Below are 14,050 nucleotides of genomic sequence, written 5' to 3'. Positions count from 1 at the left end.
ATTTGAAGCTATGAAGGTTTTTACGAAAATAACATTTTTTTTATTTGTCATGACTTTATTCGCTTGTGGTAAAGAGTCACAAATGATTAAGGGAACAATAACAAATGAGAGTCAGCAACCACTACAAAATGTGATGGTGCAAGTTGTTGGTACTGATTTATATGCAAAATCAAAGGAAGATGGTTCCTTTATGATCAATACAAAAAAAAGAGGCGACGAACTTTTATTTAATTTAGAAGGTTACAAATTGTACTTTCATAAACTAGATAAAAACGCATCACCTCTTGAGATTGAGCTTCAGGAAAAATAAGTTTTATAAAAAACTATAACCTAAAGCTAGTGAGAAGTATTTGTTTTTTGATTTGACATCACCAATGCCATCTATTTCTGACATCGTTTTGGTGAGTCCAAAGTTGTAACGCGCATCAATCCTAAAAGAACCTAAATGAGCACCAACACCTGTTACGAGACTAAAATCAGCATCTTTAGCACTTCCAGAAGGTAAGTTGTCATCAGTTAAAAATCCAAATTGAGGACCAACTTGAACATTGAAAAGTCTTAGAAAGTGAATTTTAGCTAAAACAGGAACTTGAACATAACTTAGCTCGATGTCACCAAATTCAGATTCAGCACCTTGTTCAGAGTACAATAACTCTGCTTGTACTGAAAACATATTAAATCTGACAGCTCCAAATGCACCAGCAGTTAAACCAGTTCTATTACTTAATCCACTTGCATCTGAAAGTTTTGCAAAGTTTGCACCTGCTTTAATACCGAGGTCAATTGATTGCGCTTTCGTGATTTGTGGAGCAAAACATAAAAGCACAAAACTTAATCCGATTAAAATCTTTTTTGAATTCATAGTTAAATAATTTTTGTTAAAATTAAGGTTTTAATTCAGAAGGAGATTCTGATATGTCTTAAGATTATCATAATTGACATTTTTTGCAACGATATTTCCTTGACTATCAATTAAGTAGTTTTGGGGTAAGTTGTAAATTCCCATTTCTGATGTGATTTGACTTGTATAGCCTTGTTCTGTCAATAAATTAACCCACGGCATATTAGACTCTACGACATTTTGAAGCCAAATCCCACGATTTGTATTTAAAGAAATACTAACAACTTCATAAGATTTTGATTTATAAAACCTGTAATTATCTAAAAATTCTTGTGTTTTCATCATAGGTTCATCAGACCAAGTTGACCAAAATTCAACGTAAATTAATTTTGCTTTAATGTCATGAAGTTTAACGGGTTTCTGATGTAAGTTATCAAGCTCAAAATCATAAAAAGCTTCTCCTTTTTTATATTTCTTTCTGATTTTATAAAATCTCTCAAAAAGTTCAGCATCATCTCTCTTAAAATGTGAAGAATTGGCTTGTTGTTTTAAAGACTTCAGATCTTCAAAACTCATTTTATTTTTTTGACTGATATCTGTCAAAATTTCACCAATCACTTGATGATTTGGGTATGATTTTAAAAAGTTACTAAAATCATCGCTAAAATCTTTAAAGGAAAGATCATCTTTTTGATAAGCAGCATAACTTGATTTGATACTGCTTTCAATAATTGGCGTCACTTGAGGAGCAGAGATATTATAAAAATATTGATCTTCAATACTGTCTTTATCAATCATTATATTAACAGTTTGCAAACTGTTTAAAGCAAGATAAAAACGTTGGGATCCATTAGAATCATCAATAAAAAGTTGAGCTGATTTTGCGAAGCTTAATGTGTCTTTAAAGTGAGCCTGACTGTTTTTAACTATAGATGTTAAAGTCATATCGTCAGTTTTTAGATAAACTTCAGAAGGATAATCTCCAGATAAATTAACGGTTAAGTCAAAGTGATGAATCTTTTTTTGCTTTTCTTTTTTTGCTTCTTGACATGAAACTAAAACAGCCATAATTAAAATGGCCGTGTAAATTTTAAAACCTTTAAAATATGAATTAATCATTTGTCGATTCTTAAAAATTGTTGTGTTGTAAATAAGAATCTTGCTTTAGTTTATCCAATTGATGTAACCACCTTCAAGGTCAATCACATGACTAAATCCACGATCAATCATTAATTCAGCTGCTTTCTGGCTTCTGCCACCGCTTTTACAGTAAACATAAACAGTCTCTGATTTAGAATATGTTTCAATTTTTTCAATAAAATCCTGAGACTTAATATCTATATTCTCAGCATCTTTAATGTAACCCTCATTATATTCTTCAGGTGTTCTCACATCGACGAGTTGCACGTCTTTTAAAATTGCTTTTTTGTAATCTTCTTTGCTTAAAATTTCACTTTTATTCATTCTATAATTTTTAAATATTGATAAGTTCTATGCTATTTCTTTTTAATTTAATCATCTTTTCTTTTTCAAGTTGTTTTAAAAGTCTTGAGACCACAACACGAGAAGTATGTAAGTCATAAGCGATATCTTGATGTGTACTTTGGATGATATGATTTCCGTCAAATTTTGACTTTTCTTTGAGATAATGAAGCAGTCGCTGATCCATCTTCTTGAAGGCAATATTATCAACGGTGTCCATAATTTCGTTTAAACGATTATGATATGAACCGAAAATAAAACTTCGCCAACTTGCATATTTTGAAGCCCATTCGTCAAGCTTTTCAACAGGAACCATAATCAAAGTTGAGTCTCTTTCTGCAATTGCCCTGATGGAACTTTTTGCGTCTCCTGTACAACAACTTAGCGTCATAGCACAAGTTTCACCTCTTTCTAAATAATAGAGAAGAAGCTCAAAGCCTTCTTCATCTTCGCGTAAAATTTTGATGGCACCATGAAGTAGTAGCGGCATACTTTTGATGTACTGACCAATTCTGATCAATTCATCGCCTTGATGTACCTCTTTAAAAGTCCCAACATTATTGATCTCTTGAAGTAATTCATCTTCAAAAAGATGCCCATAATTTTCCTTTAATTCTTTTAACATCGAATAAAATGATATTTTTGAAAAGCTAAAAATACAATTAATGCCCAACAATTCAATTCCTGAAGAGAATAATCATCGCTATTTTAAAATTTATAAACCTGATGGCTATCTCAGTCAATTTATTTACAATCAAAAACAACGACAAAAGAAAAAGCTTCTCGGGGAATTAGGTGATTTCCCTGATGAAACGATGGCGGTTGGTCGACTTGATGAACCTTCTGAAGGCCTGTTGTTATTGACAACTGATGGCAAAGCTAGCTATAGAATTACAAGTACGGGTTTGGAGAAAGAGTATCACGTTCAAGTTGATGGCTTAATCACTGATGAAGCTATCAGAAATCTTCAAAAAGGAGTTGAAATCAGTATTTATGGCAAGCCTTATCAAACCAAATCTTGTGTTGTTGAAAAAATCTCAACGCCTACTTATTTGCCTGAGCGCAACAAAAGAATTCGCGATGAACGTCACGGACCCACATCTTGGATTAAAGTGATAATCACAGAAGGAAAATACAGACAAGTCAGGAAAATGACAGCAAAGGTCAATTTCCCAACTTTAAGATTGGTGCGTTACAGAATTGACAACATCAACATTGATGATTTAGACAAAGCTGAAGTGAAAGAAATATCTAGTTTTCGCTAGTTTGTTTTTGAAGTGTGTAGTTTAAATCAGAATTAACTTTGTTGCCTTCTTGATCAAGAAAAACAATTTGATTTTCCTCTATCTTGAAATAATATTTTTGTTTATCGACTTCACTATAAATGCGTAAGCCATCATCAAGCCACTCAAATTCTGAATCTTCTATAAACTCAGTGTCTTTATCTTGATAAACTGATTTGATTTCGATGCTTTGATCTTCGCTGAGTTTAACAGTCATTTCAATCCCAGGGCAATCTGCACATGGTATGACGCCTTGGTAAGTGCCAGCCCAATCTAAACTTGTTTGTGATGTGTGCTTATCAATAATCTCTTCCTGTTTTTCTTGCTTTTCTTCTTTCTGCTCTTGCTTTTTTGTTTTTGTACAAGAGGACAATAGCGTTGCAACTAATATGAACATCAAGATATTTTTCATGATTTTTTATTTAAGAATTGATAGAACTGCTAAGTAATGAAAAAAACAACCAAATAACACGAAAACATGCCAGATAACGTGATTGTACTTCCATTTTTCTTTAGCATAAAATATAACGCCAACTGTGTAGAAAAATCCGCCTAAAGCGATAAACAACAATTGATAAAAGCTCAATAATTCTATAACAGCCTTGATGTCAATCACAATCAACCAGCCCATAATCAGGTAGAGGAGAAGTGATATTTTTTCAAACCTGCCGGTAAAAAACAATTTTAAAAGCGTTCCAATCGCTGCAATTGTCCACACTAAAATAAATAAAAGTTCACCTTTTGATTCTTGTAAAACCGTTAAAACAATTGGTGTGTAAGTTCCTGCTATTAAAAGGTAAATACTGATGTGGTCAAAAACTCGAAAGACTTGTTTGAGCCTAGAGTTGCTGACATAATGATATAAACTTGAAGAAAGAAATAGCAAAAACATGCTACTGCTGTAAATCCAAACAGCATAAGTCGCAAGTGGATAATGATGATCGATATGAAACTGTAAATACCAAAAGCCAAATACAGAAAACAAGAGTCCTAACAAATGGGTTAAAACATTATAAAGCTCTTCTTTTTGGGTCTGTATGCGATTCACATTTTTTTGGCAAAGTTAAGTATATTCTGCTGTAGAGTTGTACCAAAAGCTTCAATGATTTGTTTTAGTTATTTTGAATTTGGCAACTTCAGATTTATTCTTTTTATAAGAAATACCGTATTTACGTTTCAGATATTCTAGATTTTTATTCAGACTTTTTTCTGATTCTAATTCTGCATCAAATTGAATAGTATTTTCTACAGCGGAAAAGTTTTTTTGATAAATATCTTTTAATGATGAAGCTAAAATGCTCAGGCTAATATTTTTAAAAGAATATTGAACTCCATTAACCAAGACATTTGTTTTATTGTTTTTTGATTCAAATTTTTTAATGAGTTTTTTGTCAGCAAAATATAACTCGTAATTGCTTTCTAGTTGTACAAATTCTTCAATCTTTAAATTCAATTTATTTAAAAATTCGTTTAAAAGCTCTTTATTATTTTTATCATTAATAATACCTGAATATTCAATTTCAAAAAACCTTGTATCAATATTTTTAGAAATTATAATATCTTTTTTATTTATGTTAAGTAGAAGAGATGTCAAATTATAAATATCTGCTCCTCTTATTTTAAAGCCATCTTCAGTTACTTTATAACTTACATATTTTGCGCATTGCTCAACATCATCCTCATTTGTTTTTGTTTTAGTTTCAAAAATACGGTATGATGTATTAGGCAATTGTTTTTCTAATATAATTTTCTTGTTGCTCGCTTCATTAGAAGTACAAGAAAATAAATTCATGCTCAGTATTAAAAAAACACTAAGCATGAATAAATTTACATATTTTGGCATTTGATAAAAATAATTAATTTAAAATTATGTAATCATAAGTCTCATTAGATAAGACTTCATATTTACCATCTATTATTATAGGCTTTGAAACTTTAAGTTCATCGAGAATTTCCTTATTATCGATAGTAATTGATGAAGTGAAAATTTTAATTCTTTCATCAAAAAATCTACGACTATCATCAGGATACTTTTGCTTGTTGATAGCTAAAAATAAACCTCTCTCAGTATTAATATACTCGGTATTAATTTTGTAAGCTGGAGAATCTAAATTATCAATGATTGTAGGATTTGTACTAAAACTTTCATTAGATGTAACACTTTGGCTAGAAATCGTACAAGTGCCCAACCATCCTTTGCAAGAAGTTTCTTTTGAGATTATTTTTCCGTCCTTATATTTGATTATTTGGTGGTATCTTCCATCAGCCACTTCAGTTACAGAGGCAACTATTGCTACGATAGCTCCCCATAAACCAGCACCATTTGTAACTATTTCTGGTGAGTTTTCTGTTGTTTGAACATTTTCTGTAAATAAAGAGTCTTCAGTACAAGAACTCAGAACTTATACTAATAATTATTAAAGTACAAATCAAACTAATTCTTTTCATTTTGTATGTTTTTATGATTAATTTACAAATTAAATAATAAATAATGAATAAATAAGCTTTTAGTAGTAATATTTAGTAAATTATTTTCTTGCAATAAGCCTTGTTACATAAGCTTTACCGACGTGGAAATCACCTTCATTGAGGTCAATTTCTTTTTCTTCAGCCTTTATGACTTCTAAATCTTTGAAATCACCAACCAACATGGCTTCATCATAAAGCATATCGACTGTTTTTGGTCCTCCAGATTTATAAGCATCTTCAATCTGTTTAGGATGAAAAACTTCCATCACTAAATAGCCGTCTTTTTTCAGTGCTTTGCTAATTTTTTTGTGCATTACAACGCGTTCTTTAGGCGCTAGATGTGCAAAAATTAAAAAAATAGCATCATATTTTTCAATACCAAAATCAAAATCTTCGGCAGATGATACTTCATAATTAATCATCACATTGTTACGCTCACAGAGTTGAAGTGCTTTGTGTTTACCTTGTTCGGCATAATCAAAAGCATCAACCATAAAATTGTTTTGTGCTGCATAACAAGCATTTCGGCCTTCACCTTCTAAAGGGAAAAGTATTTTTCCTTTAGGTAGTGTTGGTAGTATTTCTCTAACAAAGTCGTTTGGATCGCTTCCGTAAACGTAATTTTTTAAAGTATATCTTTCATTCCAATGTGACGAGGCTTTCATATTTTATAAGTTTTTAATTGTCGTTAATATATCTTTTGATCCAGAGACAAAATTGAAAATTTTGCGGTCTGCATGATTGTCATTTAAACAATACATCAAAGCATGTGCGACATCTTCACGAGGAATCGTTTCGCCTTGCGCTGGCTGATCGGTGAGTTTAATTTTTGATGTTCCTTTTTCGTCACTTAATGAACCAGGTCTTAATATTGAGTAGTTCAAGCCAGACTTTATTAAATGTTCATCAGCTGCTTTTTTAGCTTTTAGGTAAGTTTCTAATGCAGGAACTTGTTCTGGATTCTCAGTTCCCATTGAACTGAGCATCACAAACTTTTTGATGCTGTGTTCTTTGGCATAATCTATCGCTTTTATCGCACCTTTTTTATCGACGGCTTCAGTTTTATCATCACCTGTGTGTCCGCCAGAACCAGCAGCAAAAATAACTTTATCAATCCCTTCAAAACAGGATTTAAAATTTTGCTCTAAATCTCCGAGGCAAGTTTCGATATCTTTCTTTTCAAACAATTCTTTTTGACTTTCTTTTCTGACCATGGCGACAGGTTTATAAAAATCATTTTTAGAAATGATTTCTGATAAAATTCGACCTGTATTTCCATTAGCGCCTATAATAAGTACTTTTTCCATAAATCTTTATTTTAAAGTCAATTTAATGAAATTAAACTCGCAACTTATTTAAGAAAGCATTAAAAAAAATTAAAAAGCGTTAAATTGTTTATGACACTGGAACTTCTATCAACAAGATTTTAGAATTCTCATCACAATCAATCTTGATGGATTCACAATCCCAAACACCTAAAGCATCACGTTTTTCTAAATGGAAACTGCCAACTTTTGCTTGACCTTCTAAAACAAAAACAAAGACACCGTTTGATTTTTGATTCAATAAATACTCTTGAGTCATTTTTTGATTAAAATATCCTAAATGCAACCATGCATTTTGATAAATACTTAAGCCTTCTTTGTCTGAATAAGGTGAGACTAGTTTTTTAAATCTATTAAGAAGTTTGTCGCTATCTATTGATTTTTGAGCGTAAGTTGGCTCAACATTTTTCTTGTTTGGGATAATCCAAATTTGTAAAAAATGAACTTCCTCAGTTTTGCTTGCATTGGCTTCGCTGTGCTGTATGCCTGTGCCAGCACTCATCACTTGTATATCCCCATCCTTAATAATACCTTCGTTGCCCATTGTATCTTTATGTTTCAAACTTCCTTTTAAGGGTATGGATATAATCTCCATATTCTCGTGTGGATGTTTCCCAAAACCCATTTGTGGTGCAACTTCATCATCATTTAAAACTCTTAAACTTCCAAAACTCATGTTTTCAGGATCAAAATAATTTGAAAAACTAAAACTGTGAGCACTTTTTAACCACCCTAAATCAGAGGTTCCGCGTTCATTTGATTTCTTAAAAATTGTTTTCATGATTTTTTAATAGTTTATGAGATTTAGTGAAATGTAAATTTATCAACTTTTATTGCTTTATCAAACTTGTTACAATCACCTGTTGTGACAAAGATTGATAAACTAAAAACTTAAAATAGATAAATAAAAAACGCATCAAGTTGATATGTCCTGATACGTTTTTCTATGAAATATGATGTTTTAATTTATTCCTCAGGAACAACTTCTGCATCTGCTTTTTTAGCCATTTCTCTTTTGTGGTAATCTACAGGACTGCCGATAATTGTTGTCCAAGCTTCTTTAAGACTTTTAGCTCTAAAGATGTCTTTAAAGAAAGCAATCCACTCGTGGAAAATTAAGTAAAGAGGATTGTACGTGTCAACAGGCATTGTAATTCCATATTCTGGTTTTTCTTCTTCAACCTGAAAAGTACCAAACATTCTGTCCCATATAATCAATGTTGATCCATAGTTTTTATCGATATACTTCTCATTTTTTGAGTGATGAACTCTGTGGTGAGAAGGTGTTGTAAAAATATATTCGATAGGTTTAGGTAATTTTTTGATATATTCTGTGTGAATCCAAAATTGATATAAAACAGCCAACTGATGAACCACTAAAAATACGAAAGGGTGGAAGCCCATCAAAATAACAGGCAAAAAGAAAACAATCTTTAAGTTCTGTGTCCACGATAATCTGAAAGAAGTCGATAAATTATAATATTCTGAGTTGTGATGCACCACATGTGTTGACCACCAGAAGCGTTGCTCGTGAGCGAGTCTGTGTGACCAATATCGCATAAAGTCTAAAGCGACAAAACAAATTAAATACGACCACCAAGTTTGTGGTATGCGAAATGGTGAAATATTATAGAAAAATAAGAAAACAGCAAATACGCCAAATTTCATAAAACCATTCAGGATAATGTTTCCTAAGCCAATAGAAAGAGAGGCCATAAAATCTTTACCACCATACAACTTTTTCTTCTGGCGATAGCTGAAATAGGATTCAAGCGCAACTAATAAAAACATCAAAGGTGCGGCAATCCATATAATTGTCGTAAAGTCTAAATCAGCGACATCTTCAAATGTCAAAGTCTTTTTGTCCATAAATTTTAATCAGATTTTGATACAAACATAATATTAATGATTACTTAAGCTACTAAAAAGTTCATAAAAAAAGGGATAAACTATCGAATATCCCTTTTATAAAAATTATTTTGAAATCAATTTAAACATGAATAGCACGGTCGCCAGTGGCAGCCATTGCAGCTTCTTTTACAGCTTCAGCATAAGTTGGGTGTGCATGACTCATACGTGCAATGTCTTCTGCACTTGCTCTAAATTCCATCGCTGTGACAGCTTCCGCAATTAAATCAGCAGCACGTGCACCGACCATATGAACGCCTAAAACTTCATCTGTTTCTTTGTCAGTTAGTATTTTAACAAATCCATCAAGATCGCCACTAGCACGCGAACGGCCTAAAGCTCTCATCGGGAATTGACCAGATTTATACTCTACTTTATCTTCTTTGAGTTGCTCTTCAGTTTTTCCAACAGAAGCAACTTCTGGCCATGTATAAACAACGCCAGGGATAAGGTTATAATCGATATGTGGTTTTTGTCCAGCCAAGATTTCAGCAACCATACTTCCTTCTTCTTCAGCTTTATGCGCCAACATCGCACCTTCTACAACATCACCAATGGCGTAGATATTGTCAACTGATGTTTTTCTTTTTTCATCAACAGGAATCTGACCTTTATCATTGGTATCAATACCTACATTGTCAAGTCCTAGACCTTTAGTATAAGGTTTTCTGCCGACAGAAACCAAGCAATAATCAGCTTTAAACTCAACTTCTTTGCCTTTTTTATCATCAGCTTTGATGATCACTTCATTTCCTTTACGCTCAACAGATTTGACTTTGTGAGAAGTTTTGATTTTGACCTTTTGTTTTTTCAAAACTTTCTGTAATTCCTTACTTTGCGCCTTATCCATCGTTGGGATAATTCTGTCCATATATTCAATAACAGTGACATCAGTGCCTAATCTTTTATAAACTTGACCAAGTTCTAAACCAATCACGCCACCACCAATTACAACAAGGTGCTTTGGGATTTCATTTAAAGACAAAATTTCAGTTGATGTGATGATTCTTTCTTTATCAATTTCTATAAAAGGTAAAGTAGAAGGTTTACTTCCTGTTGCAATGATGCTGTGTTTAGCTTCAATTTCAACAGTTTCTTTATCATTTTTAATTTCGATATGGGTTTTGTCTTTGAAAGAGCCAACACCTTCAAACGAAGTGATGTTGTTTTTGTCCATCAAAAAATCGATACCTTTTGTTGTCTGCTCAACAACCTGACTTTTTCTCTTCATCATATTCTTGATGTTGACTTTGACATCACCAGAGATATCAATTCCATGCTCATCAAAATCTTTCACAGCACTTTCATAGTGATGTGAAGAATCGAGTAAGGCCTTCGAAGGAATACAACCTACATTGAGGCAAGTTCCGCCTTTGACACTATATTTTTCGATAATTGCAGTTTTCATTCCTAATTGTGCGCAACGAATAGCTGCAACATATCCACCAGGTCCTGAGCCGATGACGACTACATCAAAAGAATCCATATTTTTTATTTGTAAGATTTGGATAACAAAATTAATCATATAATAATTAACGACCAATAGAATCTATATAAAAACAAGCTTACAAAGCGACGATTCAACATCTTCTTAAAAGCTTCTGAAAGCATTTTTTGTAATTGTTAATTCAAAATTGTAACATTACAATCAATTTTATATTTATGAGCGAAATGTATGAGTCTGAACAGCAAAACAAGCCTAGCTTAAGTATCCTTGCTGCTGTTATTCCCGTGATTGCATTAATTTTAATGTTAGCCTATAATGTTTTTATATATGGAGATGATTCTTTAGGCGGATCTAACCAGTTCATCTTATTGATGGGAGCGACCGTTGCAGCGATTGTTGGCGCTTTTAATAAAGTGGATTTTGAATATATGGTGGAAGAGGTTTCCAAAAACATCAAAGCCACCACAGGTCCGATTCTTATTCTTTTAATGGTCGGTGCTTTAGCCGGAACTTGGTTGATTAGTGGCGTGATTCCAACCATGATATATTACGGACTTCAAATTTTAAACCCAACCATATTCCTTGCCGCTTGTGTTGTGATTTGTGCAGTGATTTCCATTGCCACAGGTTCTAGTTGGACAACTTCAGCAACTGTTGGTATTGCTTTAATAGGTATTGCAGGTGCACTTAATATCCCTTTGAGTATGACGGCTGGTGCCGTTTTATCCGGCGCTTATTTTGGAGATAAATTATCACCGATGAGTGATACAACGAATTTAGCTCCAGCCATGGCAGGGACAGATTTATTTACACATATCCGTTATATGATGATCACCACTGTGCCAACAATACTAGTCACTTTGGCTGTATTTATTATTATCGGTTTAACCAGAGACACTTCTGGTGTGATTGAAACAGACCAAATTTTAGCGGATATAAAAGCTTCTTTTACAGTGTCACCATGGTTGTTTTTAGTTCCCGTTGTTGTGATTGGTCTGATTGTGAAAAAAACACCGCCTTTAATTGCCTTATTAATCGGAACACTCTTGGCTGCTGTTTTTGCCCTGATTTTTCAACCAGATTTAGTACAAATGATTGGTGGCGGAAAGCAACTTGATGTGCACACAGCTTATCGTGGAATTATCGATTCAATTACAACAGGAATTGTGATTCCAACAGAGAATGAAACTTTAAAAGATTTGTTTGAAGCTGGCGGAATGGGAGGCATGCTCGGAACAATTTGGCTGATTATCTGTGCGATGGTTTTTGGAGGTGTGATGGATGCTATCGGCGCTCTTGAAGCCATTAGTAAAGCTTTATTAGGCTTGTTTAAATCGACTTTTGGACTTTTTTCAAGTACAGTTTTAAGTTGTGTGACTCTTAACGTCACAGCTTCAGATCAATATTTAGCAATTGTTGTGCCTGGTAAAATGTTTGCCAAAGCTTATCGCGATAAAGGTTTAGCGCCAGAAAACCTCAGCCGTACGCTTGAAGATTCGGGGACAGTAACTTCGGTTTTAATTCCTTGGAATACTTGTGGTGCATACCACAGTGGAGTTTTAGGTGTCCCAGTTGTTGATTATTTCTTTTATGCAATGTTTAACTACTTGAGTCCTATCATGACACTTATCTTTGCAGCTATTGGATATAAAATCAGAAAGATTGCAAAATAATAACAAATGAAATTAGATATATTAGCTTTTGGAGCACACCCAGATGATGTTGAACTCAGTTGCTCAGGAACGCTTGCTAAAGAAGTTTCACGCGGTAAAAAAGTGGGCGTTGTCGATTTAACACAAGGCGAACTCGGTACTCGCGGCACAGCAGAAACCCGATATGAGGAAGCGACAGCTGCTGCTGGCATATTAAATTTATCAGCACGAGAAAATCTTAAATTTAGAGATGGTTTTTTTATCAATGATGAAAAACACCAATTAGAAATCATCAAACGCATACGCCACTACAAACCTGAAATCGTCTTTTGTAATGCGATTAAAGATCGACATATCGACCACGGAAAAGGAGGAGAGCTCGTAAGCAATGCTTGTTTTTTAAGCGGTTTAAAAAAGATAGAAACTGTGTTTAATGGCGAAAATCAAGAAGCCTGGCGACCAAAAATCGTTTATCATTATATTCAATGGTTAGAGATTGAACCTGATGTTGTGGTTGATATTTCAGGATTTATGCAAAAAAAAATAACTTCGGTTGAAGCTTATCAAACACAGTTTTTTGATCCGAATTCCAAGGAACCTGAAACACCGATTACAAGTTCAAATTTTTATGACTCAGTGACTTACAGAGCGCGAAATTTAGGACGTATGATTGGCGTTGATCATGCAGAAGGATTTACCGTTGAACGTTATCCTGCAGTTGATTCAATTTTTGATTTAATTTGATGAAAAAAATTTTGTAAAACGATAAAATTAATTAAATTTGCATTCGCAAAATGGTGGTTGTAGCTCAGTTGGTTAGAGTATCGGTTTGTGGATCCGAGGGTCGTGGGTTCGAATCCCACCTGTCACCCAAGAAGCCTTGAAGAAATTCAAGGCTTTTTTTGTTTCCATACTTTTCTTCACTTTTCTTTTGATCACTTTTTTTGAATAAAATGCCGGCGCATGATATAAAGCTTCAGTAACCTATGTTACACTGTACTTGTTTTGATATGCTTAAATTTGTCGTTGAATTGAATAACTCATATTAAATACGATCTAAATGAAAGGCTTTAAAAACTTCATGTTCTTATTTATCCTCATGCTTTCAATGCCGATGATGCTGCAAGCACAAACTGACAGAATTGAGAAAAGCACTGTTGAAACTCTAAACAAGTCAGATAACTTTGCCATAGGTGTTTCAGGTGAGCGTCAACTTAAAAGCGCTTATAGCATGTATCAGAAATTCCAAAATTCTGGCGTTAAACTAAAGCGTTTTGAAATTGTCATTTGGGGAGCTGTTGTCAAGGATTTAAAAAAAGGAACTGAACTTCACGATTACATCAAAGCACAAGAAGTTAAAGGTCTTCAAGTGACTGTTTGCCAAATCGCTTTAGATTATTTTGATGTTTCTAAGGAAGATTTACCTTATGGTATTAAAGTTGTCCCAGATGCGCATGTACGTTTGTTTGAACTTCAAGCTTTAGGTTACAATTTAATTGTGATTTAAAATTTTATAAAAAATAACTTTTAAGCGATAAAACTTAAAAGTCAAGATTAGGGTTAGATGAGGGAAAGTCAAGTGTTTTATAACGCTTGGCTTTTTCTTTTTTATAGAGGTAAATTCTTGCTGAAGCGAAGGCTTT

Annotated in this window: 18 protein-coding genes and 1 tRNA gene; 6 read left to right on the top strand and 13 right to left on the bottom strand. The window is 33.3% G+C overall.

What is annotated here, in order from left to right:
* The first annotated feature begins 10 nt into the window (after positions 1–10).
* Positions 11–310 carry a carboxypeptidase-like regulatory domain-containing protein gene (locus BLV84_RS06450; protein WP_093241851.1) on the top strand — a complete coding sequence of 100 codons (300 nt, stop codon included), beginning with the start codon at positions 11–13 and terminating at the stop codon, positions 308–310.
* 3 nt (positions 311–313) lie between these two features.
* Here BLV84_RS06450 and BLV84_RS06445 read toward each other — a convergent pair whose 3' ends face one another.
* From BLV84_RS06445 to BLV84_RS06430, 4 genes are read right to left on the bottom strand one after another with little or no spacing between them, the layout of a single operon-like run.
* Positions 314–862 (bottom strand): porin family protein, encoded by a 549-nt coding sequence (locus BLV84_RS06445; protein ID WP_093241846.1) that lies wholly within the window; start codon positions 860–862, stop codon positions 314–316.
* Positions 863–892: 30 nt separating this feature from the next.
* On the bottom strand, positions 893–1,960 hold the full coding sequence (locus BLV84_RS06440; RefSeq protein ID WP_093241842.1) for a TlpA family protein disulfide reductase: 1,068 nt from the start codon (positions 1,958–1,960) through the stop codon (positions 893–895).
* Between the two features lie 45 nt (positions 1,961–2,005).
* Positions 2,006–2,305: a rhodanese-like domain-containing protein gene (locus BLV84_RS06435; RefSeq protein WP_093241837.1), complete on the bottom strand. Its 300-nt coding sequence runs from the start codon at positions 2,303–2,305 to the stop codon at positions 2,006–2,008.
* Positions 2,306–2,315: 10 nt separating this feature from the next.
* Positions 2,316–2,948: a Crp/Fnr family transcriptional regulator gene (locus BLV84_RS06430; RefSeq protein ID WP_093241832.1), complete on the bottom strand. Its 633-nt coding sequence runs from the start codon at positions 2,946–2,948 to the stop codon at positions 2,316–2,318.
* Between the two features lie 40 nt (positions 2,949–2,988).
* On the opposite strand from BLV84_RS06430, the gene BLV84_RS06425 reads away from it, so the two are divergent.
* Complete coding sequence (locus BLV84_RS06425) at positions 2,989–3,588, top strand: pseudouridine synthase (RefSeq protein WP_093241827.1); 600 nt, start codon at positions 2,989–2,991, stop codon at positions 3,586–3,588.
* On the opposite strand, the gene BLV84_RS06420 is transcribed toward BLV84_RS06425, so the two are convergent.
* The 9 genes from BLV84_RS06420 to lpdA all read right to left on the bottom strand — a co-directional run bounded on the left by BLV84_RS06420 (position 3,575) and on the right by lpdA (position 10,794).
* Positions 3,575–4,018: a copper resistance protein NlpE gene (locus BLV84_RS06420; protein ID WP_093241822.1), complete on the bottom strand. Its 444-nt coding sequence runs from the start codon at positions 4,016–4,018 to the stop codon at positions 3,575–3,577. The genes BLV84_RS06425 and BLV84_RS06420 overlap by 14 nt on opposite strands.
* 6 nt (positions 4,019–4,024) lie before the next feature.
* Positions 4,025–4,654, bottom strand: coding sequence for a PAQR family membrane homeostasis protein TrhA (gene trhA, locus BLV84_RS06415; RefSeq protein ID WP_093241818.1), 630 nt, complete (start codon positions 4,652–4,654; stop codon positions 4,025–4,027).
* Positions 4,655–4,705: 51 nt separating this feature from the next.
* Positions 4,706–5,398 carry a hypothetical protein gene (locus BLV84_RS06410; RefSeq protein ID WP_093241814.1) on the bottom strand — a complete coding sequence of 231 codons (693 nt, stop codon included), beginning with the start codon at positions 5,396–5,398 and terminating at the stop codon, positions 4,706–4,708.
* A gap of 64 nt (positions 5,399–5,462) precedes the next feature.
* Positions 5,463–5,876 carry a hypothetical protein gene (locus BLV84_RS06405; protein WP_093241811.1) on the bottom strand — a complete coding sequence of 138 codons (414 nt, stop codon included), beginning with the start codon at positions 5,874–5,876 and terminating at the stop codon, positions 5,463–5,465.
* 258 nt (positions 5,877–6,134) lie between these two features.
* The gene (locus tag BLV84_RS06400; protein ID WP_093241808.1) at positions 6,135–6,740 is read right to left on the bottom strand and encodes a class I SAM-dependent methyltransferase; all 606 of its coding nucleotides are present in this window, start codon (positions 6,738–6,740) and stop codon (positions 6,135–6,137) included.
* A 3-nt stretch (positions 6,741–6,743) separates the two neighbouring features.
* Entirely contained in the window at positions 6,744–7,382 is a 639-nt protein-coding gene (locus tag BLV84_RS06395) for an SDR family oxidoreductase (protein WP_093241806.1), read from the bottom strand.
* 88 nt (positions 7,383–7,470) lie between these two features.
* The gene (locus BLV84_RS06390) at positions 7,471–8,181 is read right to left on the bottom strand and encodes a pirin family protein (protein ID WP_093241803.1); all 711 of its coding nucleotides are present in this window, start codon (positions 8,179–8,181) and stop codon (positions 7,471–7,473) included.
* A 185-nt stretch (positions 8,182–8,366) separates the two neighbouring features.
* The gene (locus BLV84_RS06385; protein WP_093241800.1) at positions 8,367–9,269 is read right to left on the bottom strand and encodes a sterol desaturase family protein; all 903 of its coding nucleotides are present in this window, start codon (positions 9,267–9,269) and stop codon (positions 8,367–8,369) included.
* 121 nt (positions 9,270–9,390) lie between these two features.
* Positions 9,391–10,794, bottom strand: a complete 1,404-nt coding sequence (lpdA, locus tag BLV84_RS06380) for a dihydrolipoyl dehydrogenase (protein WP_093242283.1) — start codon at positions 10,792–10,794, stop codon at positions 9,391–9,393.
* A 176-nt stretch (positions 10,795–10,970) separates the two neighbouring features.
* On the opposite strand from lpdA, the gene nhaC reads away from it, so the two are divergent.
* From nhaC to BLV84_RS06360, 4 genes are all read left to right on the top strand, one after another.
* Entirely contained in the window at positions 10,971–12,428 is a 1,458-nt protein-coding gene (gene nhaC / locus BLV84_RS06375; protein WP_093241797.1) for a Na+/H+ antiporter NhaC, read from the top strand.
* 6 nt (positions 12,429–12,434) lie between these two features.
* A complete protein-coding gene (bshB1, locus tag BLV84_RS06370) occupies positions 12,435–13,151 on the top strand; it encodes a bacillithiol biosynthesis deacetylase BshB1 (RefSeq protein WP_093241794.1) in 717 nt (238 codons plus the stop codon).
* A gap of 52 nt (positions 13,152–13,203) precedes the next feature.
* Positions 13,204–13,279: transfer RNA gene (locus BLV84_RS06365), tRNA-His, on the top strand.
* Positions 13,280–13,467: 188 nt separating this feature from the next.
* Positions 13,468–13,914, top strand: coding sequence for a DsrE family protein (locus tag BLV84_RS06360; protein WP_093241791.1), 447 nt, complete (start codon positions 13,468–13,470; stop codon positions 13,912–13,914).
* Positions 13,915–14,050 lie beyond the last annotated feature (136 nt).

Source organism: Psychroflexus halocasei, from assembly GCF_900107595.1.
Lineage (GTDB): Bacteria > Bacteroidota > Bacteroidia > Flavobacteriales > Flavobacteriaceae > Psychroflexus > Psychroflexus halocasei.
Note: the sequence above shows the minus strand (reverse complement) of the source record. Positions and strands in the feature narration are given on the sequence as shown.

Bases quoted from the DNA above. Each gene is read 5' to 3' on its own strand.
- BLV84_RS06395 (WP_093241806.1), bottom strand. From the start codon at position 7,382: ATGGAAAAAGTACTTATTATAGGCGCTAATGGAAATACAGGTCGAATT.
- lpdA (WP_093242283.1), bottom strand. From the start codon at position 10,794: ATGGATTCTTTTGATGTAGTCGTCATCGGCTCAGGACCTGGTGGATAT.
- nhaC (WP_093241797.1), top strand. From the start codon at position 10,971: ATGAGCGAAATGTATGAGTCTGAACAGCAAAACAAGCCTAGCTTAAGT.
- BLV84_RS06450 (WP_093241851.1), top strand. From the start codon at position 11: ATGAAGGTTTTTACGAAAATAACATTTTTTTTATTTGTCATGACTTTA.
- BLV84_RS06400 (WP_093241808.1), bottom strand. From the start codon at position 6,740: ATGAAAGCCTCGTCACATTGGAATGAAAGATATACTTTAAAAAATTAC.
- BLV84_RS06390 (WP_093241803.1), bottom strand. From the start codon at position 8,181: ATGAAAACAATTTTTAAGAAATCAAATGAACGCGGAACCTCTGATTTA.
- BLV84_RS06420 (WP_093241822.1), bottom strand. From the start codon at position 4,018: ATGAAAAATATCTTGATGTTCATATTAGTTGCAACGCTATTGTCCTCT.
- BLV84_RS06360 (WP_093241791.1), top strand. From the start codon at position 13,468: ATGAAAGGCTTTAAAAACTTCATGTTCTTATTTATCCTCATGCTTTCA.
- bshB1 (WP_093241794.1), top strand. From the start codon at position 12,435: ATGAAATTAGATATATTAGCTTTTGGAGCACACCCAGATGATGTTGAA.
- BLV84_RS06425 (WP_093241827.1), top strand. From the start codon at position 2,989: ATGCCCAACAATTCAATTCCTGAAGAGAATAATCATCGCTATTTTAAA.
- BLV84_RS06430 (WP_093241832.1), bottom strand. From the start codon at position 2,948: ATGTTAAAAGAATTAAAGGAAAATTATGGGCATCTTTTTGAAGATGAA.
- BLV84_RS06385 (WP_093241800.1), bottom strand. From the start codon at position 9,269: ATGGACAAAAAGACTTTGACATTTGAAGATGTCGCTGATTTAGACTTT.
- BLV84_RS06440 (WP_093241842.1), bottom strand. From the start codon at position 1,960: ATGATTAATTCATATTTTAAAGGTTTTAAAATTTACACGGCCATTTTA.
- BLV84_RS06435 (WP_093241837.1), bottom strand. From the start codon at position 2,305: ATGAATAAAAGTGAAATTTTAAGCAAAGAAGATTACAAAAAAGCAATT.
- BLV84_RS06445 (WP_093241846.1), bottom strand. From the start codon at position 862: ATGAATTCAAAAAAGATTTTAATCGGATTAAGTTTTGTGCTTTTATGT.
- BLV84_RS06410 (WP_093241814.1), bottom strand. From the start codon at position 5,398: ATGAATTTATTTTCTTGTACTTCTAATGAAGCGAGCAACAAGAAAATT.